Source organism: Pseudomonas sp. GZD-222, from assembly GCF_049310525.1.
Taxonomy (GTDB): Bacteria; Pseudomonadota; Gammaproteobacteria; order Pseudomonadales; family Pseudomonadaceae; genus Aquipseudomonas.
Genome location: NZ_JBMOWO010000069.1, coordinates 65,147 through 90,466 on the forward strand (window position 1 = coordinate 65,147; position 25,320 = coordinate 90,466).

Genomic DNA, 25,320 nt, shown 5'->3' on the forward strand with positions numbered 1-25,320 from the left:
CGGCGACGGTTGGCAACACTGCTGGACCTTCAGTTGAAAATTTCAACAGGCGGCGACAGGGAAAACGTAGCAAAGCGTAGCCCCACCACCAGCCGCTCAGCTGTCAGTTCAAACACTTCGGTCAGACACGGCAGATTGAAATGCGCGGTCATCCGCTCGGTTGAATCCCAATACCCGGTGACCACCCACGGGTCGCCGGGGTTGCTCCCGCATGTCAGGCTGTAAGCTGTGCAGCCGGAAATGCGATTCAACGTCGCCAGCAGCCCTTGCACTCTCACCCGCAGGGCTGCTGCCGAACCATTGGCCGGATGGATCTCGACGGTGTTTATGGCAACGATACCCATGGACGTTTGCCGCTCACTGCGCCATCAGCTGGCGCGCCAACGCCAGGCCGTCTGCTTTGCTGTCGACAACCAACAAAGGGTAACCCCAGAAATATTCAAACTTGACCGCAAACAGCTTGGCCGCCTGCTGCTTGGTGAGATCCGGTTCGATGTGGATCTGCGCTTTGACGAATGAACGCAACGCGGTTTTGTGGCGCTTCATCCAGAGTGATAACTGCTTTTGCTCTTCATGGCTGTGCTCCTGCTGTTCCTCGTTCGCTCGCTCCTCGTCCAACAGCACGAAAGGTTCTGCACGCGCCAGCAATGCCTCGAACGCCCTGAATCCCTCATCGTCGGTGTGAATGCCAGAAGTGCCAATCTTCATCCAGACCATTGGGAAGCGTGTGGAATCTATAACCATTTGACCCGTCCTCTGTAGTGAGTGGTACGCGGCACCGGCTGAAAACAAGGGTGCCCGAAATGCACCTGCACGATACCCAGCCGAGCGGGTTTACGTCATTGCGAAATCTGGTCACACTATTTTTCATTTCGGCCAACAGCTTTTATCAGCCACAGAGGCGGCGTTCGTGGAACCTATTACCTCTGATGACCCGTCACTTTCGTGGGACGTCGACAGCATTGCGCGCCAGGTCACGGCGTTGAATGCCTCCCGGGTTGGCAAAGACTGGGAGCACGCGCCTCACCGCCATCGCAAAGCACAATTGATTTATTCGGTACGCGGGATCCTTAACTGCGAGGTGGAAACAGGCGTGTGGATTGTTCCGCCGCAATGCGCGGTGTGGATTCCGGGCGACATGCAGCATTCGACGCGCGGCTCAGGGGAAACCGAGTGCTATTGCCTGTTCGTTGACCCGGACGCGATCGAAGGCCTGCCTACTGTGTGCTGCACACTTGCCATACCGCCACTGCTGCGCGAGTTGCTGCTCAAAGCGACGGGCTTTGAACAGCTGTACGCCGAGAACGGTGCAGAGGCGCGGCTGATCAGCGTGTTGCTGGACGAGTTGCAGCAGGCACCGGTCGAGTTCCTGCACTTGCCGATGCCGCAAGACCGGCGCCTGCGCCAATTGGCGCAAGCGCTGCTTGCTGATCCAGCGAGCAAAACCTCGATGGGCGAATGGGCCAGGCACATCGGCATGAGTGAACGCAGCATGAGCCGCCTGCTGATACAGGAAGTCGGCATGAGTTTCGGGCGCTGGCGCCGACAGCTGCACATTGTGCTTTCCCTGCAACGCCTGACCAAGGGAGAGAGCGTACAAACGGTGGCATTGGCGCTGGGTTACGAAAGCGCCAGCGGTTTTGTCACCATGTTCCGCAAAGCGATGGGCAAGCCACCGGCACGCTATTTGTCCGAGCGCGAAGCCACTGCAGGCACTGCCAGTGATACTGCTGGCGGGGGCAGCATCGTGCTTGCCCCTTGATGACCAATCTGCGTGGTTTTACATGTCGTAACGCAGTACCAGGCCCACCGTACGCGGCGCGCCGACATCGATGACATCGCCGCTGCGGTTGTTGGTGACGTACTCCTTGTCAAAGGCGTTTTTCACGAAGCCCGACACCGCGACGTTCTTGGTGATCTTGTACTCGGTGTTGAAGTTGACCAGCCAGTAGTTATCGCTCTTGCGCTCATCGGTAACCTGCCCGCTCGCGTCGAACTCGTATTCCGACGGGGTGGTGCTCTGGTAGGTGGCGTCGGTGTTGAGGGTCAGGCGATCATTCCAACGGTAGGTAGCGCCCACAGACATCTTGTACTTGGGCGCATAGAGGAACGACTCACCGCTCATGTCCCTGCCGTCACCCGTGACGAAGTCCTTGTACTTGCCGTCGGTGATGGCGCCACCGGCATTCAACGTCAGCTGTTCACCGATGTCTTTTTCAACGAAGACTTCCAGGCCCTTGATATCGCTACTACCGGCGTTGAACACGTGCACGAAATCGGTGTTCGGGTCGAGCACGCTGACCTGCTGATCCTTCCAGTCGGTGTAGTACAGGTTGGCACGGGTACGCAGCGTGTTGTCGTAGAACGAACCGCGGTACGACAGCTCGTAGTTGGTGGTGTATTCCGGATCGTACGACTCGTGACCGCCACCCGCGCGGACGTTGACGCCACCGCCGCGATACCCCTTCTGCACCATGAAACCAAGGTACTGACCGGCAGCCAGCTCGTAGTCGATACCCAGCTTGGGCAGCACGGCGTCAAACGACTTGTTGACCTCACCCGGGCTGGAGAAATCGTCCTGGTCGATATCGGTGTCGTTGGTTTCGTGGTCGTAACGCAGGCCGGTAATCAGTGTCCAGCGTGGCGCGAAGGTCCAGTTGATCTCGCCGAACACTGCCTTGTTTTCTATGGTCGTATCGCCCTTGGCGGTGCCGAACAGTTCGTCATCGAACAACAACCTGTCGTGGAACTTGTTGGTGTTATGGCCATAGTAGGCACCAACGAAACTCTTCACCGTATCCGCGGTGTAATTCAGGCGCAGCTCCTGACTGAACAGGTCGCCTTCCTGCTTGCGCAGAATCACCGAGTTTTCGTCGGCATTCTGGTCGAAGTCCAGGCGAGCACTGTAGTCAGAACTGGTGTTGGCGGTAAGGCTGGTCAGCGACCAGTTATCGTTCAGGCGATAGTCGATCTTGGCACTGACGGTATCCTGCTTGAGGTTGTCGAACGCCTTGGTATTGGACGAGATCTTGTAGTAGCGGACCTTGTCGTTTTCACGCATCACCGAGCGGTCGCCCTGACGATGCTCACCATGGGCGTAGGTCAGCAGGACTTCCGTATCGTCGTTGGGCAGCACCAGCAATTTGCCGCGGGCGTTGCTGGTGCGATTCGGGTTGGCGTCATCGTGGGTGGCGATGTTGTCGATATAACCGTCACCTTCCTGGTAATCGACGGCGAGCCGGCCAGCAATCTTGTCGTCGACGATCGAGCCGCCGCCGGCCACAGCCGCGCCGTACTCACCATAGTTGCCCACATTGGTTTGCGCCGAGAAACTCGGTTCGAAGGTCGGGTTCCTGGTCTGGATAACCACAGCACCGGCCAGGGAGTTACGCCCCTGGGTGGTGGATTGCGGGCCAAGGAACACCTCGACCTGCTCCGCATCCCACAGCGGCATCGGGCTAAGGGTCAGTGCCCGGTTGGGCTGCTGGGCGCCGTCGACAAACACCGAGACTGCACCGTTAAGCGTGGCTGGCCCCTGGTCATCGAAACCGGATACCGGTACGCCGCGGATCCCCCAGTTTTCGTTGCCGGCCTGGTTGTAGACACCCGGTGTACGGGCGAACACATCGACCAGGTCATGGTCAGCCTTCTCGCGCAGTTGCTGTTCGGTCACCACGGCTACACTGGACTGGGTTTGTTCCAGGGTGCGGTTGATTTTTTCACCGGTCACGGTGATCGGAGCAATTTCGATGGCCTTTGCCTGCTCGGCGGCCCATGCACTGTGAGACAGGCAGATCGCTGACCCCACAGCCAATGCAATAGTGTTCTTCTTGAAGTTCACGCCCCGCTCCCCACTGACAGATATGTTGTGTTTATTCTTACGTCCGGAACGCCGCTTCCCTACAGCCAGCGGGAGTCTAATGCAAAGTAACGCTTAAACAAACACAATTGATAAACCATCTCATTTGTATTTAATCTGCGGCGCGAACCAAGGCTATTGCTATAGACGGAGCAGTAAATGGATCTGTTGTTACTTATGGCCAAACGTTCGTGGCGCGCCCTGTTGGTCGCGACCCTGACGGGATTGATGTGCGGCTTGGCCGCGGCCGGTCTGATCGCCAGCATCAACCACAGCCTGGAAGTGTTTGCGCAGCTGCGCCCAGCGGATGGTCTGTATTTTGCCGGGCTAGTGGTGTTGGTTGCGGTTTCGCGGGTAATCGCCGATGTCAGCCTGCTGCGCCTGGGTCAGGGTGCCGTCCACGATATGCGCCTGCACCTGAGTGCCAAGCTGATCGACACGCCTTACGCGCAATTGCAGCGCCTGGGCAAACACCGCCTGCTGGCCATGCTCACCGACGACACGCAAACCATTAGCCAGGCAGTCGAGCTGGTGCCGGTCCTGCTGGTCAACGCCGGGATCATTGCCGCTTGCCTGGGTTATCTCGGTTGGCTCAGCCTGCCGCTGCTTGGCTTGACCCTGTTGCTGATCATCCTCGGTAGCCTCAGTTTCCATTGGCCACAACGCCGGGCTTTGACGGCGATTTCGCGTGCTCGCGAACTCAAGGATCAGCTGTTCGATCACTATCGCCTGCTCACCGACGGCAGCAAGGAACTGCAGCTCAACCACCCGCGCCGGCAGCACTTTTTCACTCGCCTGCTGCTACCCGTGAGCCAGCAGTTTCGCCGCGATTTTGTCCGTGGCATGAGCATCTACGCGGTGGTGCTCAACTGGGGCAATGCGGTGTTCTACCTGCTGATCGGTGTAGTGCTGTTCGCCGCGCCGCACTTTATCGACCTGGGTGTCAGCCTGGTCACCGGCTATATCCTGACCCTCCTCTACATGATCACCCCGCTGTCGGAGCTGATGCATGCCTTGCCCACCCTGAGCCGGGCCAGCGTTGCGCTGAACAAGGTCCGCGCCCTGGAAGGCGAGATGCATGCCAGCAGCGAAGCCGTCGATACCGTCGCTGCGCCCCGGGTTCGCAGCCTGGTGTGCCGAAACGTCACCCACACCTACTACCGCGAATACGAGGACGGGCATTTCACCCTGGGCCCCATCGACCTCAGCCTCAATGCGGGCGAACTGGTGTTCATCACCGGCGGAAACGGCAGCGGCAAGACCACGCTGGCCTTGTTGCTGACCGGTCTTTACCAACCGCAAAGCGGTGAAATAGTGCTCGACGGGCACCTGTCTTCGAGCAGCAATAATCACCCTTACCGCCAGCACTTCTCGGCGATTTTCACCGACTTCTGCTTGTTCGAAAGCCTGCCCGATGGCGACGACCCACAACGGCTGCAGCAGGCGCGCGACTACCTGATCCACCTGCAGCTGGACCACAAGGTGAAAATCGAGCAAGGGCAGCTGACAACCTTGGCGCTGTCCACCGGGCAGCGCAAGCGCCTGGCACTACTCAGCGCCTACCTGGAAGACCGCCCCTGCTACCTGTTCGATGAGTGGGCGGCCGATCAGGATCCGCTGTTCAAACAGGTTTTCTATCAGAGGATTCTCTCGGACCTGCGCGCACGCGGCAAACTGGTGATCGTCATCTCCCATGACGATGCCTACTTCGGCCTCGCGGATCGATTGCTGCGTATTGAACAGGGGATGCTCAGCGACATCACACCGCGCACTGATGCCGGCGTACCGCCGCTGGCCGAAGTTCAGCCGTCCTGATAGATGTAATGCAGGTAACTCACCTGCTCTGCGACAGGCAGGCGATGCAGTTTCGGGCAGGTCTCACAGAGCACGGGGGGCTGGTCTGCGACGGGCGTGTGCAACTGGTAATGCAGGCAACAATGCCGCCGCAACGCCAGCCGAGGGCAAATCTGTGGTGCAGGTGACTCGACGGGCCATTGCAGGCCTCGAAGCCGCAGTCGACCGCCATTCACAGTGACGTGGTCCAGCCACTGGTGCGCTTCGGCGAAACCCTCTCTGGAGAGGTCGGCGTCCATTCGCAAGAAGGCACCATCCCAGATGGCGACCAGATTGCCCCAGAGTACTTTCGGGGCCAGGCCGCCGGCGGCAGCCAGGGTGGCGAAAAGCGGTGTCAGGTGCTCATGGATCAATCGCGACCAGTAGGCTGCCCGGTCGGCTCTGGCCAGGGCTGGCAGTTGCGAAGCCAACTGCAGTGCCAGGGGTTGCCCCTCTTCGTGCAACAGCACCGCCTCCTCGCCCCAGAAGTCGATGGCGCAGTGACGAGTGAGGACGCAGGCCAGGGCGGCCGGCAGAGCGATGCTCAGGTAATTCATCGACCACTGCGAAACCACCGCCGCCCGGTTCACACCCGGATAAAGCAGGGCAAACCGGGTCAGTAAAGGCTGTAGCGCATCGGGGTCGGCAAGATGCGTCAATGCGATTGACGGCGACTCACCAGGCGCATTGCGGATCACCCGCTGGATTGGCGGCCAGGCCTGGTTGAGCCATTCTGGAAATTCGATGACGGGACTCCCGCGGCTTTCCCAAATTAATGCAAACGATTAGCATTGGCTGATCCTAGCCTCCCTCCATTGCAAACTCAATGTCGTCAGCGACCGGGCGCCCAGATTCCATGCACACACTCCGCAATTTCTGGCGTCTCGCGCGGCCTTTCTGGGTCAGCGAACAAAAGTACCCGGCGCTGCTACTACTGTTGGGCACGGTGCTGATGACCCTGTGCCTGGTGGCGGTCAATATCCTCACCAACTTCTGGAACCTGCACTTCTACAACGCCTTGCAGGCCATGGATTACCCCGGCTTTCTCCTCGGTGGCCTGCAGTTCATCCTGTTGCAGATCGGTACCACGGTCTTTACCGTGGGCGCATTTCACTTCCAGCAAAAGCTGACGTTGCGCTGGCGCCGTTGGGCCACCCACAACATGCTGGGCCAATGGCTGGACAGCCAGCGTTACCAGAAACTGAAGCTGACCGAGACCGACGTCGACAACCCCGATCAGCGGATCGCCGAAGACATCGACCTGTTCATCGTCAAATCGCTCAAATTGAGCCTCGGCCTGCTGACCTCGGTGGTGTCGCTGTTTTCCTTCCTGCATATCCTCTGGCAAGCGTCGAGCCTGGTCAGCGTACCCTTTGCCGGTCAGTCCTGGGTCATCCCCGGGTTGCTGGTGTGGATTGCCATCGTCTACGCGCTGTTGGGAACCGGTATCGCATTCTGGCTGGGGCGGGCATTGCCAGGGCTCAATTTCATGCAACAGCGGCGCGAGGCGGATTTTCGCTTTGCGCTCATGCGTTTGCGCGAGAACGCCGACTCGGTCGCCCAGTACCGCGGCGAAGCCGTTGAGAACGCCCGCTTCAACCAACGCCTGGAGGCGGCGCTGGAGAACTTCTGGGCGCTGGTCAAAAAGCAGAAGCTGATCATGGGCTACTCGACCTTCTACTTGCGCAGTGCCACAGTCATTCCGATGTTCATCATGGCCCCGCAATTCTTTGCCGGCGCCCTGCCCCTCGGCCGCCTGACACAGATCAGCGCCGCCTTCGGCGAAGTGCATGCGGCCATCGCGTACCTGGTGAGCGTGTTCCCGGAACTGTCCGAATGGAAGTCGGTGATCGACCGCCTGATCGGTTTTCAGGACCGCCTCGATAACGTCGAGGTCACGTCGACGGTCGTCATAGGTCAGCAGCCCAATGGTTTGCATATCAAGGACCTGGACATCTGGCTGCCTGGCGGCCGCCGCTTGCTCAAGGATTTCAACCTTTCACTTGCACCGGGTGACCGGCTGCTGATCAGCGCGCCGTCTGGCTACGGCAAGTCGACTCTGATTCGTGCAGTAACAGGTCTGTGGCCTCATGCGAGCGGCTCGGCTACTTACGACCGTGAGCGTACCCTGACACTTTCGCAAAAGCCTTACCTGCCGTTGGGTAGCCTGCGCGAGGCGCTCTGGTACCCGAACCCAGCCGATCACGAAGCAGATGGCGAACTGCGCCTGGCGATGCAACGCGTCGGCCTGCACCACCTGGACGAGCAACTGGATCAGGAACGGGACTGGTCGCAGACCCTGAGCGTCGGCGAGCTGCAACGCTGTGCCTTCGTGCGAGCACTGTTGGCACGCCCTGCCGTGTTGTTTCTTGACGAGAGCAGTTCAGCCCTGGATCTGATGAACGAGGCGCGCTGCTACCAGTTGCTGACCCAGGCACTGCCGGAAACAATCCTGATCAGCGTCGGTCACAATGCCTCGCTCGAAGGTATGCACTGGCAAATCCTGGAGCTGCAGAACGAAGCCCAGTGGGTGCACCGAAAGGTGAAGCACCCGGTATGAGTCGACTGGGCTGCTGGGCAAACCTGCCCCGCAGCACCCGTCGCTTTGCGTCGTAACGCTTTTAGCTGGACAACGCCGCCACCGTGGCCCGCGCCTTGTGCAGCTTCTTGTAGCTGTCGATCAGCCGCAGATGGCGATCGAGCCCTTCCAGTTTCATGCTGGTAGGCGTCAAGCCGTAGAAGCGCACACTGCCTTGCACCGAGCCGATCACCGCGTCCATCCGCTCGTTGCCGAACATCCGGCGGAAGTTGGCCTCGTAGTCATCCAGTTCCAGCTCGTCGTCCAGCGCCACTTCCAGCACCACGTTCAGGGCCTGGTAGAACAGGCCGCGCTCGACGGTGTTGTCGTTGAACTGCAGGAAGGTTTCCACCAGCTCCTTGGCTTCTTCAAACTGCTGCAAGGCGACATAGATCAGCAGTTTCAACTCGAGAATGGTCAACTGGCCCCAGGCCGTGTTGTCATCGAACTCGATGCCGATCAAGGTCTTGATGTCGGTGTAGTCGTCCAGTTCGCTCTCTTCCAGGCGTTCAACCAGCGCGCGCAGATCGGTTTCATCCAGGCTGTGCAGGTTCAGAATGTCTTCGCGGAAGAACAGCGCTTTGTTGGTGTTGTCCCAGACCAGATCTTCGATCGGGTAAATTTCCGAGTAGCCCGGCACGATAATCCGGCAGGCCGTTGCACCGAGATGCTCGTACACCGCCATGTACGCTTCTTTGCCCATGCTTTCGAGAATGCCGAACAAGGTCGCCGCTTCTTCGGTATTGGAGTTCTCGCCCTGGCCAGAGAAGTCCCATTCAACAAAGGGGAAATCGGCTTTGGCGCTGAAGAAGCGCCACGACACCACACCGCTGGAATCGATAAAGTGTTCAACGAAGTTGTTCGGCTCCATCAACGCGTGACTTTCAAAGGTCGGCTGCGGCAAGTCGTTCAGGCCTTCGAAACTACGACCCTGGAGCAATTCCGTCAGGCTGCGCTCCAACGCCACCTCGAAGCTCGGGTGCGCCCCGAACGAAGCGAATACACCACCGGTTCGCGGGTTCATCAAGGTCACGCACATGACCGGGAAATCGCCGCCCAGCGATGCATCCTTGACCAGCACCGGGAAGCCCTGCTCTTCCAGACCCTGAATACCGGCGAGAATGGCCGGGTACTTGGCCAGTACCTCGTGCGGTACATCAGGCAGGCAGAATTCACTTTCGAGGATTTCGCGTTTTACCGCGCGTTCGAAGATCTCCGACAGGCACTGCACCTGCGCTTCGGCCAGGGTATTACCGGCGCTCATGCCGTTGCTCAGGTACAGGTTTTCAATAAGGTTGGAGGGGAAGTACACCACCTCGCTGTCCGACTGACGCACGAAGGGCAACGAACAGATGCCACGCTCGATATTGCCGGAGTTGGTGTCGTACAGGTGCGAGCCAAGCAACTCGCCCTCGGGGTTGTAGATCTCCAGGCAGTAGGCGTCGAGAATTTCTGCCGGTAGCGCATCTTTACGGCCAGGCTTGAACCAGCGCTCGTCCGGGTAATGGACAAACGCCGCGTTGGCAATGTCTTCGCCCCAGAACTGATCGTTGTAGAAGAAGTTGCAGTTCAAGCGCTCGATGAATTCGCCCAGCGCCGAGGCCAGGGCGCTTTCCTTGGTCGAGCCTTTGCCGTTGGTGAAGCACATTGGCGATTGTGCATCGCGGATATGCAGGGACCAGACATTGGGCACAATGTTGCGCCAAGAAGCGATTTCAATCTTCATGCCCAAGTTGGCCAGAATGGCCGACATGTTGGCGATGGTCTGCTCCAGCGGCAGGTCCTTGCCGGCGATGTAGGTGCTGGCGTCGGAAGCCGGGTCGAGCATCAGCAAGGCCTGGGCGTTGGCATCGAGGTTGTCGACTTCTTCAATGACAAACTCAGGGCCGGTCTGCACGACCTTTTTCACCGTGCAGCGCTCGATGGAGCGCAAAATGCCCTGACGGTCTTTGGCCGAGATATCGGCCGGCAACTCGACCTGGATCTTGAAAATCTGCTTGTAGCGGTCTTCAGGATCAACAATGTTGTTCTGCGACAGGCGAATGTTCTCGGTGGGAATCCCGCGGGTCTGGCAGTACAACTTCACAAAGTAAGCCGCGCACAGCGCCGACGAAGCCAGGAAGTAATCGAACGGACCGGGTGCCGAACCATCGCCCTTGTAGCGAATAGGTTGATCGGCGACCACCGTGAAGTCATCGAACTTGGCTTCAAGTCGAAGGTTGTCGAGAAAGTTAACCTTGATTTCCATACGGGATTACCATCATAAGCAGCAAAACGATTTGGCCGCCATTATCCGGTTTTTCGCCCCGAAGTCTTGTGCTTTCGGCAATGGCCGCTGACTGGCACCTTCTTAATGAACGGGCATGCGGGCTTTGAGCTGATCCATTCGGTGTGGCGCCGCTGATGGCCCCTTCCGCCCTTACGGCGGCACCTTCACTCAGCCTCCTGAAGTCGCAGTTCGCGGCGTCTGTACTGGCGTGGATGAAGATCAAGATCAACATGTTGAAGTGGGATTTTCCCGCGATGGCATATGCAGGAGCAGGCGGCTTTGCCTACTTTCCCCAAGAGGAAAGTAGGCCGCCGTAAGGGCGGAAGGGGCCGGCAGCGGCGCCACACCGAATGGATAAGCCCACAGCCTCAACACCCAACCCAACCCAAGCGCTATCGACTGAGCCACGACCCGGTACTGTCGCGCTTGCCGGCCGAGCACGAGAACCGCATGATCGACATCCCGTTTACCCACTGGGTACCCACACCGGCCAGAGGTCATGTGGCACCTGAACTGGCCAGGCAACTCAAGGAACTGGCAGCCCCACCCCCTCATTAAGGACAATACATGCCCCTGATCTCACAACGTGTAGAACTGGCCCGCAACGGCACCAACGATAAAGTGATCTGCCGCATGGTCTCAGGCTGGGCGGTCATGGGCGATGTGCAATTTCTTCCTGGCTACTGCCTGTTGTTGCCCGACCCGGTCGTGCCCAGCCTCAACGATCTGGATACCGAGGCAAGAGCCACCTACCTGCTCGACATGGCCCGCATGGGTGACGCCGTAATGCAGGCCACCGGCGCCCTGCGCATGAACTATGAAATTCTGGGGAACTCGGAGCCTGAGCTGCATTGCCACATTTTTCCGCGCTATGCCTCGGAGCCGGAAGAGAATCGCAAAATGCCCGTATGGTTCTATGACTGGAAAAACGCGGTCGCCTACTCGGAAGAAACCCACGGGGAGTTGCGCAGAAAGATTGCTCAGTTGCTGGAAGCCTCAAGCTCAGTGTGAGTCGCGGCACAACACCAGAAGTTCTTCTCGAGTCGATAACGCCGACCGCTCGGGTGCCTGGCAACGCAGCGTTGAACTACGCAAGCCAAACTGCATGACGATCACGTCCCGCTCCTGGCCGCTGCGGTTCTCGGTTCCACCGTGCAAGGTGGCGCAGTGAATGGCCAGGCAACTGCCAGGCAGGATTTCAGGACACAGGGCGTCATCGGTAGCAGCGCCAGATTCGAGGTGCGAACGCGGCACTAGCGCCGTGCCGCCATTTGCCGCGGACATGTGCTGAAGCGGGATCAGCAACCGCACGGTGCGCCCATCTTCACTGGCGAAATAGGTGTTTTCCGCGTCTCGGTGCCAGCCGATCGCCGGGCCTGTTTCGCCGGGTTTGCGCGTGAGATTGCCGAAGTGAAACAACAGCTCCGGTGGTTCACAACCCAGTAATTCAGCTACACAGTTCCAGATCGATTGCTGGGAAAACAGCCGGGCAAAACGCGGCTCCACGGCAAGGAGATCGCCAATGATGAACGGCTCGTGCAGCCACTGTTCGAGGTCGAGCCCCGGGTTACGCTGCGGATGGCGTCGGCCCGCCTCGCCGATACTCACCCCGACTGACACAACCGCCGCTTCGCCCTGACGAAAGCGCGCTATCAGGGCTTGAGCGAGTTCGCGGGCGAATGCCAGCTCGCTGTCACCAACAACTGAAGGGACTACCGCATAGCCTTGAGTGGCGAATAACACTGTCCTTGTGTTCAAACCAGACTCCATGAAATGGTCGATCTCTCAATGGCCGCGAGCCTAAACCCGGATGCCGATGAAGTCCATGCGCAGATCACGCCAACGACTACGGCAACCCCGCCAGACGCAAACCTTCGGCAAAACGGGCAAGATCCTCATCACGCAGAATCGGCAACCATTCCCTCAGATTACTCAAGCGTAACGTCGGATCCAGCGCCTGCAGCCGCTGCAACGCCGCCTGCGCCTTGTCCATCTGCCCGCTGAGGGCATAGCAGGCGACCAGCAAGGCAACCGCGGGCAGCAGGCTGGGCAGGTTGCCCTGGGCTTTTTCCGCCCAGGTAGCGGCGACTTCATAGCGCCCCGAGAAGAAATGCGCGAGGGCCATGCCCACCTGCATGCGAAACATTTCCGGGTCCAGCGGGCTCAGGCGTACGGCATGGTTGAGGTTGTCGATGGCCGCCTCGGTTTCACCGCGCAACGCTCGCAGGATGCCGCCGAGAAACCAGGCCGGGGCAAGGTTGGGGTTGAGCAGACGGGCGCGGTCGAGCAAGGCGATACCACTGTCGACATCGCCGGCCAGGTGCGCCAGGGCATGACCGCCACGGGTCAGGGCCACGGCGTCATCGCGGCCCAGCTCCACCGCCAGGCGGGCAAGACGCACGCCTTCGGCGATTTCGCGGGGGCGCTCGCTCATCCAGCCATTGATCTTGCGCCAGAAGTGGCACCAGGCGGCCATGCCATACGCCGAGGCGTACTCCGGGTCGAGTTCGATGGCTTTGTAGAACCACAGTAGCGCCTGGTCGATCGCTTCGCGAGTACCGTGGTGCAGTTTAGCGGTGCCGCGCAGGTAGTAATCGTAGGCATCGAGGCTGTCGGTGGGTTTGCGTTTCGCCCGTTCGATTTCCGCCCGTTCCAGCTGTGGGGCGATAGCGCCGACGACGCTTTCGGCGATCTGGTCCTGCAATTCGAAGATGCTGTCGAGCAGGCCTTCGAAGCGCTCCGCCCAGATGTGCGTACCGCTGCTGGCGTCGATCAATTGACCGGTGATGCGCACCTTGTTGCCGTACTTGCGCACGCTGCCTTCAAGCACGTAGCGCACGCCCAGTTCCTGGCTCACCCCCTGGGCGTCCACCGCCCTGCCCTTGTAGGTGAAGCTGGAGTTGCGGGCGATGACGAACAGCCAGCGGATCCGCGCCAAGGCGCCAATGATGTCTTCGACGATGCCGTCGGCGAAATAATCCTGCTCCGGGTCGCCGCTGAGGTTCTGAAAAGGCAAAACGGTGATCGAGGGCTTGTCGGGCAGGACCAGCGCGGCTGCCGCAGTGTGCTTCGCGTCAATGATCTCTTCGGCACCCGACGCGACAGGCGCGAGCTGTAGCCCGTCGCTGGCCCTGATCTGGCCGACAAACCGGTACCCCTTGCGGGCCACCGTGCGCACCAGGCGCTGCTCTTCGCCGCTGTCGCCAATGGCCTTGCGCACGGCGTTGATGTGGCTGGTGATGGTTGATTCGGAGACGATCCGGCCACTCCAGACCGCGGCGAGCAGCTCGTCTTTGCTGACCACCCGCTCATGCTGGCTGACCAGCAGCAGTAACAGATCAAAGACCTGCGGACCAACGGCCACAACCTGGCCACGCTGGGTCAGTTCCCGGCGTTCCTGATCGAGCACGTAGTCCTCAAACGCGAATGGCAACGGCAGTATCCCCGGGATTAATGCGAACAATTGATGATACGGCAGCCCATCGCCCACCGCACCGACCACACAGCGGCTTTGGACGAAAAAGCAGGCTGGCGCCAAGGTAAACCCACGGCAGGCACAAGGACTTGCCGCCGATGCAGGGGCATTCTGAAGCTACCTCGACGGCAACAGGTGCCGTCCGAAAGCGGAGAGATGCCATGAAGATCGTCGTCATCGGAGGCACCGGCCTCATTGGATCGAAGCTTGTAAAAAACCTGACCGAGCGCGGCCATCAGGCTATTGCCGCCTCGCCCAACACCGGCGTTAACAGCATTACCCGCGAAGGCCTGGCTGAAGCGATGGATGGTGCGGATGTGGTGGTCGATGTAGCCAACGCGCCGTCCTGGGAAGACCAGGCAGTACTGGAGTTTTTCCAGACCTCGACCCGCAACCTGCTGGCCGCCGAGGCCGCTGCGGGCGTTGCTCATCACATTGCCCTGTCGATCGTTGCCTGCGAACGCTCGCCACAGAATGGCTACTTTCGCGCCAAGGTCGCCCAGGAAGCGCTGATCAAGGCCTCGGGCCGGCCCTACACCCTGGTGCGCGCCACCCAGTTCTTCGAATTTGTCGGCGGTATCGCCGAATCGTCCGTGGTCGGCGATGAGGTTCACCTGTCGCCAGCGCTGATCCAGCCCATGGCCTCCGACGATGTCGCCGCGGCGCTCACCGAGGTGGCCCTGGCCGCACCGGCCAACGCCACCGTGGAAATTGCCGGCCCCGAAGCCATGCCCCTGGACGAGCTGGTCAGACGCTATTTCCACGTTACCAAAGACACCCGCAAGGTGGTTGCCGATGTCCACGCACGCTACTTCGGTGACGAGCTCGACGACCAGTCCCTGACCCCCGGCAGCAACCCACGCCTGGGCACGATCCGTTTCGAGGACTGGCTGGCCCGCTCGACGGCTCAAGCACCTCGCTGAGCCTCACTCGCCTCACTACCAGGGAGTACTGCAATGTTCACTCGATTCCTTCTGACCGCGGCCTTCGCCGCACTCACGGTCAGCTCAGCGTCAGCCGCCGAGGCGATTCCCGGCAAGGTCACGGTAGTGTTCGACCGCCCCTTGCCGAATGTCCCGGGCAAGAGCATGCGCGGCGTGCTGGTCGAGTACGCGCCCGGCGCTTCTTCGCCGTCGCATACCCATCCGAAGTCGGCCTTCATCTATGCCACGGTACTTGAAGGCGCCGTGCGCAGCCGCGTCAACGATGGGCCAGAGAAGGTCTACAAGGCGGGGGAAAACTTCGTCGAAGAGCCTGGCTCGTACCATGCGGTCAGCGCCAACGCCAGCGACACCCAACCGGCCCGGTTGCTGGCCGTGTTCGTCCTCGACACCACTGAAAAGGAACTGGTCACGCCGGCAAAGCAATAAGCGATCAACCTGCTGATCGCCCCTCGGCGGCCACCACGGCTGCCAGGGGCATTGGCCTTTGCACAGGACATAGAACATGAATGCGCTCGAGGACAAGGCCGCCACGGCCACCGACGCCAATGCCGAAACGGCGGGCGCCGGGCCGCGGCGCAACCGGAAAAAACTTATCGGTGTGCTCCTCTGCCTCTGTGCCGTGGCGCTGCTGGCGGGTGGTTGGGCGATGGCATTCAGCTACGGCAGCACCGCGACCGACAACGCCTATGTGCGCGGCGACGTCACCTCGCTCGCGGCCAAAGTACCCGGCTACGTCACCGTGGTAGAGGTCGGCGACAACCAGAGCGTGCACGCCGGTGATGTACTGTTTCGCATCGATGATGAGGACTACCGCGCGCACCTGGCCCAGGCCGAGGCCAATATCAGTGCGGCGCAGGCACGCCTGAGCAATGTCGATGCCGAAACCCGGCTACAGGGCGCCCTGATCCGCCAGGCACAAGCCCAGAGGCGTTCCGCCGGGGCGGAGATGAACCTGGCGAGCAAAACCCACGACCGCAGTCGCAAGCTGATCGTCAGCAACGCCGTCAGTCAGGCGCTGGTCGACGAAACCGATGCGGCACGTTCCAAAGCCGACGCAACGCTCTCGGCCGCATTGGCAACGGTGGAGGCCCAGCAGCAACGTATCGCCGTGCTCCTGGCCCAGCGCGAAGCCGCCGTTGCTGCCGTGGCCCAGGCCCAGGCCGCCCGTGACCTGGCGCAGATCGATCTGGATAGCACCGTGGTGCGCGCCCCGGTCGATGGCGTGGTCGGGAACCGCCAGGTCCGCGTCGGCCGCTTTGTCACCCCGGGCGCGGCCCTGCTCGATATCGTCCCCGTGCACAATGTGTGGGTGGTGGCGAACTTCAAGGAGACCCAGCTCGAACACATCCACCCCGGCCAACAGGTCAGCATCACCGTCGACGGCTACCCCAACGACGTGCTGGAAGGCGTGGTCGACAGCTTTGCCCCCGGTAGCGGCTCAGCCTTCAGCCTGCTACCCAGCGACAACGCCACCGGCAATTTTGTCCGTGTGGTGCAGCGCGTTCCGGTGAAAATCCACCTGGTGCATAACCCGCTACCGGGGCGCATCGTGCCCGGCCTGTCGGCACGCGTCGAAGTGGCCCGAGGAGAAGGATCGTGAACACGCTGGCCACGGGGAGCCACGCCAAGACCACCAGCGGCGTGCTGCTGATGGCCGGCATCGTCCTCGCCACACTCACCGAAGCCATCGCCAGCACCGTGCTGGCGCTCGGGCGCAACGACATCCTGGGCGACACCTACGCCACACCGGATGAGTTTGCCTGGCTGGACGTCGGCTACACCGCATTCAAGCTCATCGGTTTCATGACCGCCGCCTGGCTGTTGAGCTGCTTTCATCCACGCAAAGTGATGGTCACCGCCACCCTGGTGATGGGCCTGGCCTGCGTCCTGGCTGCCCTCAGCCCGCGCCTCGACCTGCTGGTGGCCCTGCGTATCATCCAGGGCTTTGCCGGCGGCACCCTGCTGGTCGGTGGCCAGGCGATCATCTTTGGCGCTTTCGCCCGTCAGCACCAACCCTTTTTGCAGGCGCTGTTTGCCATGGGTGCAGTCGTCGCCTCCGCGACCCTGGCCCCGGCCCTGCAAGGCTGGCTGATCGATAGCCAGTCCTGGACCTGGATCTTCCTCTGCGTGGTGCCATTGGCGCTGGCAGCCACCGGTCTGCTGTTGATCACCGACACGCCCATCGCTGCCAGCAGCGAACGGCGGCCGTTTGATGGCATCGGCTTTATCTTGATGGCGACCTCCCTGCTGTGCTTCACCTACGTCCTTAGCCAAGGCAGCCGCTGGGACTGGTTCGAGGAACCGCGCATCGTCTGGCTGAGCCTGATCGGCGCTGCCGCCCTGCTCGCGTTTGTCGGCCAACAACTGCTGCGCAAAGACACCGGTCTGCTGGACTTCAGCCTGTTCCAGTCGAACGATTTTTCCTTTGCCCTGATCGTCAGCCTGGTCGCTGGCGCCGCGTTGTTTGGCAGTGCCTTTGTGATCCCGGCCTTTGCCCTCTCGGTTCTCGGCTTCCGACCTACCGACGCCGGCCTGCTGCTGTTACCCAGTGGTGGCTGTTTCATCGTGGCCCTGCTGTTCGCCGCCTGGCTTATGCAGGCGCGCCGTGTGGCGCCGTTCGCTACGGTGCCTTTCGGCATTGCGCTGATCATGCTGGCGATGTGGATGCTGTCCGGCTCCACCAGCGAAAGCGGCGCCGCCGACATGATGGCCGCCATTCTCTTGCGCGGCCTGGGGCTGGGCTTGTTGTTCCTGTCGATCACCTTGATCGCCTTCAGTGACCTCAACCGGCGCAACCTTGCCTCGGGCATCGGGCTGTTCAATACCGGTCGGCAACTGGGTGGCCTGCTTGGCGTCGCGGCCCTGCAAACCCTGATCGAACACAACCTCACCGCCAATGCCGTGATCCTTGGCAGCCACATCACCGCTGGCACCGGCGCGGTCATCGAACGGCTGGGCGCTCTGAACGCTTTGCTGACGGGCAAAGGCATGGACGCGGTGACGGCCGCTCGTGCCGCCACCAACCTGCTGGGCCGGGCGCTGGCAGGTCAGTCGACGGTGATCGCCTTCGACAGCGCCTTCATGGCCGTGACCCTGCTGTTTGCCGTGGCGGCGCCGATACTGGTAGCGATCAAGATCGCCTTTGCGCGGTTTGGCAGCGGCGGTTCCCACCATTAACCACGGGTATGCACTGATAAAAAAGGAAGCCGGAGTCTGCTCCGGCTTCCTTTTCAGTACGCGACACTAGCGATTAACGACGTTATAAAAACTGCAGCTATGCCTCAGGAGGTGTGCCTTCAGCGTTTGCCACAACCGCTTCGATCTGCACTAACGCATTGCCAGGCAACGCTGACACACCCACCGTTCTGCGTGCAGGAACGCCACCCGGGAAGAATGTCGTGTAGACCTCGTCCACGGCGCCAATATCCTCGATATTCTTAAGGAAGATATTGACCTTGACCACATCAGCCAATGCGTGATCGATGCTTTCCACGATAGCCTTGATGTTTGCCAAACACTGACCAGCCTGCTCTTTTACACCACCAGCCACCACGTCGGCCGTTTTTGGATCTAACGGCAATTGACCGGCGATATGGTTGTAATGAGAAAAGGCCACCGTCTGGGTAGAGAGCGCGTCTTTGGGGGCGCCGCCGGTGTTATTGGCCTTGATGACGATGCCATGCCGGTCTTCAACGAGCTGTGGCGGCGTGCCATCTCCGTGCGACACCACGGCCTCGAATTGCACCAACGCATCCTGCGGCAACGCCGAAACCTCAACGACTGTCCGTGCAGGTACATAGGCGACGGCCCTGGCGATGGCCGAGTCCGGGAAAAACTCCGAATACACTTTGTTTACCGCTTCAGTATCCGAGAGGTTTTTGAGGAAGACAGTGATTTTGACAATGTCATCAACAGGAACATCAATACTTTCTAAGATAACCTTGATGTTTTTCAAGCATTGCCTGGCCTGCTCTTTCACACCGCCAGCCACCAACTTCCCGGTTGCGGGATCGATAGGCAACTGCGCTGAAAGATTGTTGTAATGTGAAAAAGCCACGGCTTGCGCAGACAAAGAACTTAATGGGGCGCTCTCGGTGTTCTTCACAATCTTGATCAGGTCACCTGCCTGCGGTGCATTCGGAATGGTGCCCACGCCGTTTGAAACAAGCGCTTCAACCTGCACCAAGGCGTCCATCGGCAACGCTGCAACGGCGACTGTCGTCAGCACAGGAACGTAGTCCGGAAAGAATGATGCATACACCTGGTTTACCGCATCAGCATCTGCAATGTTTTTCAGAAAAATAGTGACCCTGACAATATCGTCCATCGAATGGTCGATACTTTCGACAATGGCCTTGATATTTTTGAAGCATTGTCCAGCCTGCTCTTTTATACCCCCCGCAACCAGCTTGCCGGTTTGCGGGTCGATCGGTAATTGAGCTGAAAGATTATTATAGTGAGAGAACGCTACAGTCTGTGAATAGGGACCAATGCTCTTTGCAGCCTTGTCTGTATTCCGTGCCAGTACTGCGTTATAGCCACTCATAATAGTACTCCCATGGTTCTGGGACTTCGCGGGTTGCGTGGCAAACACGTACTCCACTTTGCTAGCGACAGTTGCCACCGTTTGATCCGGGCAACGGACATCACGCCCACTCAGGGGTAGGCAGGTAAGCGCCCGGGGGTTGCTGCATGAATCGGTGGCAAGTGTAGTGGTCTCTCTGAGCGGCGCCATTGTCATGGATCAGGTTCACGAAATATCCGGCAGATGGGCGACGAACGTCACACCAGCCTACTGGTCTCGCTTGAAGCACAGCACTTTGCTGGTCATGCGCTGCAACGCCTCGCCGCGCTGATTCGAGGTGATGCACTCGAGCACCACCATGCCCCGGTCTGGCTTGGAGCGGGAAGGTGTAACGCTGACCACCGTGCTCTGCACACGCAATATGTCGCCGGGGCGGGTTGGCTGCGGCCAGCTCAATTCGACATTCGCACCGATCACGCCTTTGGCGAACCGAAGGCTGCCGACCAAGAGCTTCATGGTGATAGCGCTGGTCTGCCAACCGCTGGCTGCCAGCCCCTCGAAGAACGTTTCCTGCGCAAGCGTCGCATCGAGGTGAAATGGCTGCGGATCATACTCGCGAGCAAAGCGGATGATCTGTTCGGCATCCAGGGGGTACTGCTCGCTGGTGAAGCTGTCGCCCACTGCCAGGTCTTCCAGATAGATAGGTTCGCTCATGCCTCGGCTCCTCGGGATCCCAGCGCAGGGTCATAAAGCCCAACTACACTCAGTTGCCTGAATAAACTATGTCCATTGTCCTGTTTCTGGCAATGCCCGCTTGTACGTCTCGTCTGATCACTTACCCGAGGAGCCTCCCATGCCACTGGTACGCATAGACATCAAAAGACACCCCGACCGTGCCCACCTGCAGACGCTTGGACAAGTGGTCTACGCCGCGATGCAGCGCACCATCAATGTCCCCGATCACGACAACTTCCAGGTCCTCACCGAGCACGACGGCGACCGCCTGGTGAATGACCCGCAGTATCTGGGGATCCAGCGCACGGATGGACAGGTATTTATCCAGATCACTCTTAACGAAGGACGTACGACAGAGCAGAAGAAGGCGCTGTATCAGGCCATCGCCGAAGGCCTCAACCGCGAGGCAGGCGTGCGTCCGGAGGACGTTTTCATCAATCTGGTCGAGGTGCGCAAGGAGAACTGGTCGTTCGGCAATGGCATCGCTCAGTACGCCACTTGAACGGCATCCACTCGACGAAGCGATACACATGAATAGCTATGCTTGATCTGTTACCTGCCTCAGGTAGCAACATCGTGAAAGGAGGCGTTCGAGATGCAACTCATCACGTTGAAAATCGACAAGCCGGAAGAAACCAACTTCATTCTGGGTCAGACGCACTTCATCAAGTCCGTCGAGGACATCCACGAAGCGTTGGTCAATGCCGTGCCAGGTATCCAGTTTGGCGTGGCCTTTTGCGAAGCCTCCGGCAAATGCCTGGTGCGCTGGTCTGGCACCGATACCGCAATGATTGAACTTGCACAGAAAAATGCGCAAGCCATCGCCGCAGGCCATAGCTTCATCCTTTTCCTAGCTGACGGTTTCTATCCGCTGAACGTGTTGAACACCCTCAAAATGGTTCCCGAGGTGTGCCGTATTTTTTGTGCTACCGCCAACCCCACTGAAGTGATTCTCGCTGAGACAGCACAAGGGCGTGCCATCCTCGGCGTGGTGGATGGTTTCTGTGCCAAGGGCCTTGAAAGCGACGAAGACATCCTCTGGCGCAAGAACTTTTTACGGCAGATTGGCTACAAGCTTTGAATCGCTGCTGGTCACAAATGGCCAGCATCGGCCAGAAGCGGACGTTTAGAGCTGGCCAGCAAAGGGGTTGAAGCAGACGACGTGACGTCCGCTTCTTGGCGTCCGCCGGCGAAGACTGGTGAGGACACCCAATCTACCTCTGCTCAACCGCAACACTGACAAGATGGACCTCTTGATGGTCTCTACGGTTCATCCGGGACTTTGATCGCACCTTGATTCTGAAATCGGTGCCATTGCCTTCAATCAATGTGGTCTCTTCATTTCTATATTGGTAATACCTGCTTGATCCACTTTGGCCTGACACTGCTCGAACTCTGGGGCGCTGGGAAAATACATTTGAACAACTTGATATCTCATTTACCAGCGAATGGTAGTTGGAAATCATTTTACTTTCATCCGACATTTCCCACCTGCAGCTATAAACAGGGAAGTCGTCATCACCCTCAATGAAACACCCTGTTGCGCCTGGAAGACTTTGTGTCGCAGCGTACTCATTCAGTTCTGAATCATAGCTGCCTTTCCAGTCCGAGAAACCACTTGAAGCCTGATCGGTAACGGTTTGCAAGTCCTCACACACTGAAGCATGAGCGAATATTGGAAACATACACAAAAAAATTATCATGGGCTTCATTTGTATGCTCACCGTGAAAAAATTCGCTCAGCAAACAATCGGGTCTGACGCATTGCATCACGAATTCCGCGCTGCTGGTTGGAACCGGCAACATATTGGAAGCCCGCTTGAAATGCTGTCAGCCTCTGCTGAGGTGTTCCATGAAAGTTAGGGTCATTAAGGTTATAGCTACCCTTGCTGAATACAGACCGAGACGCATGCATTAGCTCCTGCATCCTTTGATTTGCGGTCATCGCACGCGCAGGATCGATCAATATTTGATGAGCCATTGCACATCCGGCCAAAGCGTCGGCTTGGAGCTCCATAACAGGTACAGGGCCGGTGTAATCGAAATAATATTCCGCAATGTGGCCAAACTCATGAGCATGAATAAGTACAGCAGCACCTTCCCAAGTACCCGGGCCACTTTGAAACTCTAACTGAAACAAACTCAGCCCAAGCAATATAGAGCCATCTCTACTACCAGAAAGTAAATTCTCTGGCGTAGCAAAGGCATTGGGTGAGTTCCCATCGATAATAAATGCCAATCCCGGCGACAGTTCATAAATTCTGCTCAAAACTTCATTGAACTGTTCGGCTTTCTCCTGTAGGCGCTGGGGTATGAGGTGAGCAGGCGCCAGCATTGACGCTATATCACCTCGATTAAAGCCAAGGCCATGCAGTGAGCACCCTTCGACAGCGCCCAAGCCAGACTCATGAGGTGTATGGTCGCCATCTTCTCCCTGTCCCGGCCACGCCGCGTATGCACATCGACTATGCATTACGCCCATGTAGAGCAGGGAAAGTGCGGGGAGAAGCAAGAGTACATTTCTGCGGTTCATGGCAACATACTTGGCATGGAGTCATGTATCTAGATTAGCTATTCACTGCAGTTACGCAACAACCAATAATTGTCGCCAGAAGATGATCACTTTGTGCATTCAGATGGAAAGTGTTAAGTGCGTGAAACACTCTACTCACCTTGCCTACTCGCTGCGCTGATGTAGCTAGGCAAGCACGGTTGGCGATGGTTAAGAAACATGGCTAAAGTTTTATATGACGCCCGCTGGAGTTGATGTGCAATGCCACTGGAGGTGGTGTGCGCCACGCTCGCGAACCGCGCTCCGGCTCTGCGACCGAGAGAGGATGGTATGCAGAAACCAAAGACGCAGCCAAAGCCGGCCATTGACACAAAGGAGAATCAAGTAAAAGGCTCACTTCAGCCTGAAGCCCCGGAGTGGCTTAAAACCATTCATCTTTTAGTGAAAACTTTTGGAATACCCATAGCAATTTTAATTACGATCGTCGCCTTATCCATTATCACCTATTGGAATATCCCTCATATCATTCAGTTACCTGGAGTAAAACACATTGCAACTGCGCTCTTCCGGGACAGGTTGCCCACGGCTGATAGCGGAAAATTCAACATTGGCGTCACTCATTTCAACCATGATTCCAACGAAATTACGGAAAATTTGGTTTTCCTCTCGCTACACAATCAATTTTCACAGGCCAACACAAAGCGATTCGATCGCTCGATCTCAACCGATATCAGTCGGTACGAGGGTCACCAACAAGCACAGAAATTGCTCAAAGAATCAGGTTTTGACGTGCTTGTTTGGGGAGCTGCAATAACAGGCACTGGGAAAAGCATTCCGGTTCTTCACTTAACGGTTTTGCCAGATGAAACAAAAGCGCCAGCCAAAAATTATCTGACGTCAGACACCGAAACACTTCCTCAATTATTTTGGCAGGACCTTACCAAGGTGCTCGCTCTGGTAGTCGCCAGCAGGTATGTCGACTTCACCGAGGCTAACAATCAGCACCGGGCGGAAAAGCTCCTGCCATTTATCAATCAAGTGCGTGAGCTACTGGCCAATAGCCAAAGCAATCAATGGGCAGCGGCTACGCGCGCCGAAGTTATGGGTTATCTGGGTATTGCCTACACAATGTACGGCAATCAATCGATCAGTAACGAGGCCTTGCAACAAGCGGTGGATACCTTGCGAGAAGCGATACGCCTGCTCGACCTCAAACAGGAACCACTCGAACTAGCGATGTTGCAGAACAACCTCGGCTCGGCGCTACAACAACTCGGCGCGCGCAAGGGGGATCCAAGTCTGCTAGAAGAAGCGATAGCCATACTCCGCTTGGCAGAGAAGGAGCCAGCTCTGAAGCAGAAATCGATCGCTTGGGAAACGGTGCAGTTCAACCTTGGCATCGCTCTCGGCGATCAAGGCAAACGCGAGACGGGTACGAAGCGGCTGACTGAGTCGATAACAGCTTTCCGAAAAGCACTTGAGAAGGGAAAAGAATCAGCCATTCAGCGGGCTTCGGTACAGAACAATCTCGGCACCATTATCCAGGCGCTCGCTCAGCGAGAAAATGATCCCGAGCAACTGAACACTGCGGTGAAAACCTACCGCGAGGCTCTGCAAGTGTTCGACATAGACCATACGCCGATGTCCTGGGCTATGACGCAGAACAATCTGGGAACCGCTCTCCTTGAACTTTCTACGTACGAGGAGGGTCAAGCAAGGCAATTTGAAGCGGTAATCGCCTTTCGCGAAGCGCTAAGGGCAAATATCCGCGAACTGGCACCGCACCAATGGGCCATGACGAATTACAACTTTGGCATCGCGCTGCACACACTCGGAGTAAATGTGTTCGAACCGACAATTGTGAGGGAGGCGGTAACCGCCTTCCGAGAGGCACTAGGCATATATTCCCGCGAGCAAACACCTGAAGACTGGGCCTCAACAAAAAGCAAACTAGGCGGTGCGTTGCTGACACTAGGTGACTATGAGTCAGACCCGGCACAGCTGAAGGAGGCAGTGAAACACTTCCGTGAAGTGCTTGAGGAATACACCAATGAGCAAGCTCCTTTCAATTGGAATCAAACGCAATTCGACCTTGGTACTGCACTTTATTTGCTTTCAAAATACGAGTCGAAGAAGGCTGCTTTGGAGGAGGCGGCCATCGTTTTTCGCACGTTGCTGAAAGAGCTCCCTCACGGATCAATCGACCGTGCCAGGACGCAAAACAGACTCGGCACTACGCTTCGAGTGCTCGGGGAGAGCGAACGTGGAACAGCCCGTCTGAAGGAGGCAGTAACGCTCTTACGTGAGGCACTAAGGGGATTTTCCCACAAAGAAACGCCACGTGACTGGGCTCAGACACAGAGCGAGCTCGGCGTCGCTCTACTCCAGCTCGGAGTTAGAAAAGAACAACCGAATCTCCTAACAGAGGCCATCCGCGCGTACGAAGCTGCCCTCATTGTGTACCGAGAAGAGAATGACGATAAATCCGCTCAACGGGTCGAAGAAAACATAAGTACTATCAAGAGCGTTATCAGTCTTAAGTTAATCAATTGGCCTGTACAAAAAACCGAATAGATGTCGAATTCCGTCT

21 protein-coding genes are annotated in these 25,320 nt (G+C 58.3%); 11 read left to right on the plus strand and 10 right to left on the minus strand.

The genetic code is table 11. From position 1 onward, the window contains the following. Positions 1 to 29 precede the first annotated feature (29 nt). Positions 30 to 344, minus strand: a complete 315-nt coding sequence (locus ACO6VD_RS12650) for an antibiotic biosynthesis monooxygenase family protein (protein WP_422419459.1) — start codon at positions 342 to 344, stop codon at positions 30 to 32. Between the two features lie 13 nt (positions 345 to 357). After that, positions 358 to 744 (minus strand): hypothetical protein, encoded by a 387-nt coding sequence (locus tag ACO6VD_RS12655; RefSeq protein ID WP_422419461.1) that lies wholly within the window; start codon positions 742 to 744, stop codon positions 358 to 360. A 166-nt stretch (positions 745 to 910) separates the two neighbouring features. Here ACO6VD_RS12655 and ACO6VD_RS12660 point away from each other — a divergent pair, with 166 nt between their 5' ends. Continuing rightward, complete coding sequence (locus ACO6VD_RS12660) at positions 911 to 1,762, plus strand: AraC family transcriptional regulator (protein WP_422419463.1); 852 nt, start codon at positions 911 to 913, stop codon at positions 1,760 to 1,762. Between the two features lie 18 nt (positions 1,763 to 1,780). Here the strand turns inward: ACO6VD_RS12660 and ACO6VD_RS12665 are convergent, their stop codons facing one another. Continuing rightward, positions 1,781 to 3,841, minus strand: coding sequence for a TonB-dependent receptor (locus tag ACO6VD_RS12665; protein WP_422419465.1), 2,061 nt, complete (start codon positions 3,839 to 3,841; stop codon positions 1,781 to 1,783). 177 nt (positions 3,842 to 4,018) lie between these two features. Between ACO6VD_RS12665 and ACO6VD_RS12670 the strand changes: the two genes are divergently transcribed. Further along, on the plus strand, positions 4,019 to 5,674 hold the full coding sequence (locus tag ACO6VD_RS12670) for a cyclic peptide export ABC transporter (RefSeq protein WP_422419467.1): 1,656 nt from the start codon (positions 4,019 to 4,021) through the stop codon (positions 5,672 to 5,674). Here ACO6VD_RS12670 and fhuF read toward each other — a convergent pair. Next, positions 5,662 to 6,351 carry a siderophore-iron reductase FhuF gene (fhuF, locus tag ACO6VD_RS12675; RefSeq protein WP_422419469.1) on the minus strand — a complete coding sequence of 230 codons (690 nt, stop codon included), beginning with the start codon at positions 6,349 to 6,351 and terminating at the stop codon, positions 5,662 to 5,664. The genes ACO6VD_RS12670 and fhuF overlap by 13 nt on opposite strands. Before the next feature lie 197 nt (positions 6,352 to 6,548). On the opposite strand from fhuF, the gene ACO6VD_RS12680 reads away from it, so the two are divergent. Further along, complete coding sequence (locus ACO6VD_RS12680) at positions 6,549 to 8,252, plus strand: ABC transporter ATP-binding protein/permease (RefSeq protein WP_422419471.1); 1,704 nt, start codon at positions 6,549 to 6,551, stop codon at positions 8,250 to 8,252. A 61-nt stretch (positions 8,253 to 8,313) separates the two neighbouring features. On the opposite strand, the gene ACO6VD_RS12685 is transcribed toward ACO6VD_RS12680, so the two are convergent. Beyond that, entirely contained in the window at positions 8,314 to 10,518 is a 2,205-nt protein-coding gene (locus ACO6VD_RS12685) for an OsmC domain/YcaO domain-containing protein (RefSeq protein WP_422419473.1), read from the minus strand. A gap of 588 nt (positions 10,519 to 11,106) precedes the next feature. Here ACO6VD_RS12685 and ACO6VD_RS12690 point away from each other — a divergent pair. Continuing rightward, a complete protein-coding gene (locus tag ACO6VD_RS12690; RefSeq protein WP_422419475.1) occupies positions 11,107 to 11,550 on the plus strand; it encodes an HIT family protein in 444 nt (147 codons plus the stop codon). On the opposite strand, the gene ACO6VD_RS12695 is transcribed toward ACO6VD_RS12690, so the two are convergent. Continuing rightward, entirely contained in the window at positions 11,542 to 12,297 is a 756-nt protein-coding gene (locus ACO6VD_RS12695; RefSeq protein ID WP_422419476.1) for a phytanoyl-CoA dioxygenase family protein, read from the minus strand. The genes ACO6VD_RS12690 and ACO6VD_RS12695 overlap by 9 nt on opposite strands. A gap of 88 nt (positions 12,298 to 12,385) precedes the next feature. Next, complete coding sequence (locus tag ACO6VD_RS12700; RefSeq protein WP_422419478.1) at positions 12,386 to 13,972, minus strand: winged helix-turn-helix domain-containing tetratricopeptide repeat protein; 1,587 nt, start codon at positions 13,970 to 13,972, stop codon at positions 12,386 to 12,388. Positions 13,973 to 14,175: 203 nt separating this feature from the next. Here ACO6VD_RS12700 and ACO6VD_RS12705 point away from each other — a divergent pair, with 203 nt between their 5' ends. The 4 genes from ACO6VD_RS12705 to ACO6VD_RS12720 all read left to right on the plus strand — a co-directional run bounded on the left by ACO6VD_RS12705 (position 14,176) and on the right by ACO6VD_RS12720 (position 18,135). Then, positions 14,176 to 14,937 (plus strand): SDR family oxidoreductase, encoded by a 762-nt coding sequence (locus ACO6VD_RS12705; protein ID WP_422419480.1) that lies wholly within the window; start codon positions 14,176 to 14,178, stop codon positions 14,935 to 14,937. Positions 14,938 to 14,970: 33 nt separating this feature from the next. Next, entirely contained in the window at positions 14,971 to 15,384 is a 414-nt protein-coding gene (locus tag ACO6VD_RS12710) for a cupin domain-containing protein (protein ID WP_422419482.1), read from the plus strand. Positions 15,385 to 15,460: 76 nt separating this feature from the next. Next, complete coding sequence (locus ACO6VD_RS12715; protein ID WP_422419483.1) at positions 15,461 to 16,558, plus strand: HlyD family secretion protein; 1,098 nt, start codon at positions 15,461 to 15,463, stop codon at positions 16,556 to 16,558. Positions 16,559 to 16,608: 50 nt separating this feature from the next. Further along, entirely contained in the window at positions 16,609 to 18,135 is a 1,527-nt protein-coding gene (locus ACO6VD_RS12720) for a DHA2 family efflux MFS transporter permease subunit (RefSeq protein WP_422419632.1), read from the plus strand. 97 nt (positions 18,136 to 18,232) lie between these two features. On the opposite strand, the gene ACO6VD_RS12725 is transcribed toward ACO6VD_RS12720, so the two are convergent. Next, entirely contained in the window at positions 18,233 to 19,504 is a 1,272-nt protein-coding gene (locus tag ACO6VD_RS12725) for a RidA family protein (RefSeq protein WP_422419485.1), read from the minus strand. A gap of 246 nt (positions 19,505 to 19,750) precedes the next feature. Continuing rightward, a complete protein-coding gene (locus ACO6VD_RS12730) occupies positions 19,751 to 20,197 on the minus strand; it encodes a MaoC family dehydratase (RefSeq protein ID WP_422419487.1) in 447 nt (148 codons plus the stop codon). A 139-nt stretch (positions 20,198 to 20,336) separates the two neighbouring features. Between ACO6VD_RS12730 and ACO6VD_RS12735 the strand changes: the two genes are divergently transcribed. Further along, a complete protein-coding gene (locus tag ACO6VD_RS12735) occupies positions 20,337 to 20,720 on the plus strand; it encodes a tautomerase family protein (RefSeq protein WP_422419489.1) in 384 nt (127 codons plus the stop codon). Between the two features lie 93 nt (positions 20,721 to 20,813). Beyond that, complete coding sequence (locus tag ACO6VD_RS12740) at positions 20,814 to 21,299, plus strand: adenosine-specific kinase (protein ID WP_422419490.1); 486 nt, start codon at positions 20,814 to 20,816, stop codon at positions 21,297 to 21,299. Positions 21,300 to 21,938: 639 nt separating this feature from the next. Here ACO6VD_RS12740 and ACO6VD_RS12745 read toward each other — a convergent pair. Next, entirely contained in the window at positions 21,939 to 22,751 is an 813-nt protein-coding gene (locus ACO6VD_RS12745; protein WP_422419492.1) for a hypothetical protein, read from the minus strand. Between the two features lie 309 nt (positions 22,752 to 23,060). Between ACO6VD_RS12745 and ACO6VD_RS12750 the strand changes: the two genes are divergently transcribed. Continuing rightward, positions 23,061 to 25,304, plus strand: a complete 2,244-nt coding sequence (locus ACO6VD_RS12750) for a hypothetical protein (RefSeq protein ID WP_422419494.1) — start codon at positions 23,061 to 23,063, stop codon at positions 25,302 to 25,304. Positions 25,305 to 25,320: the final 16 nt, after the last annotated feature.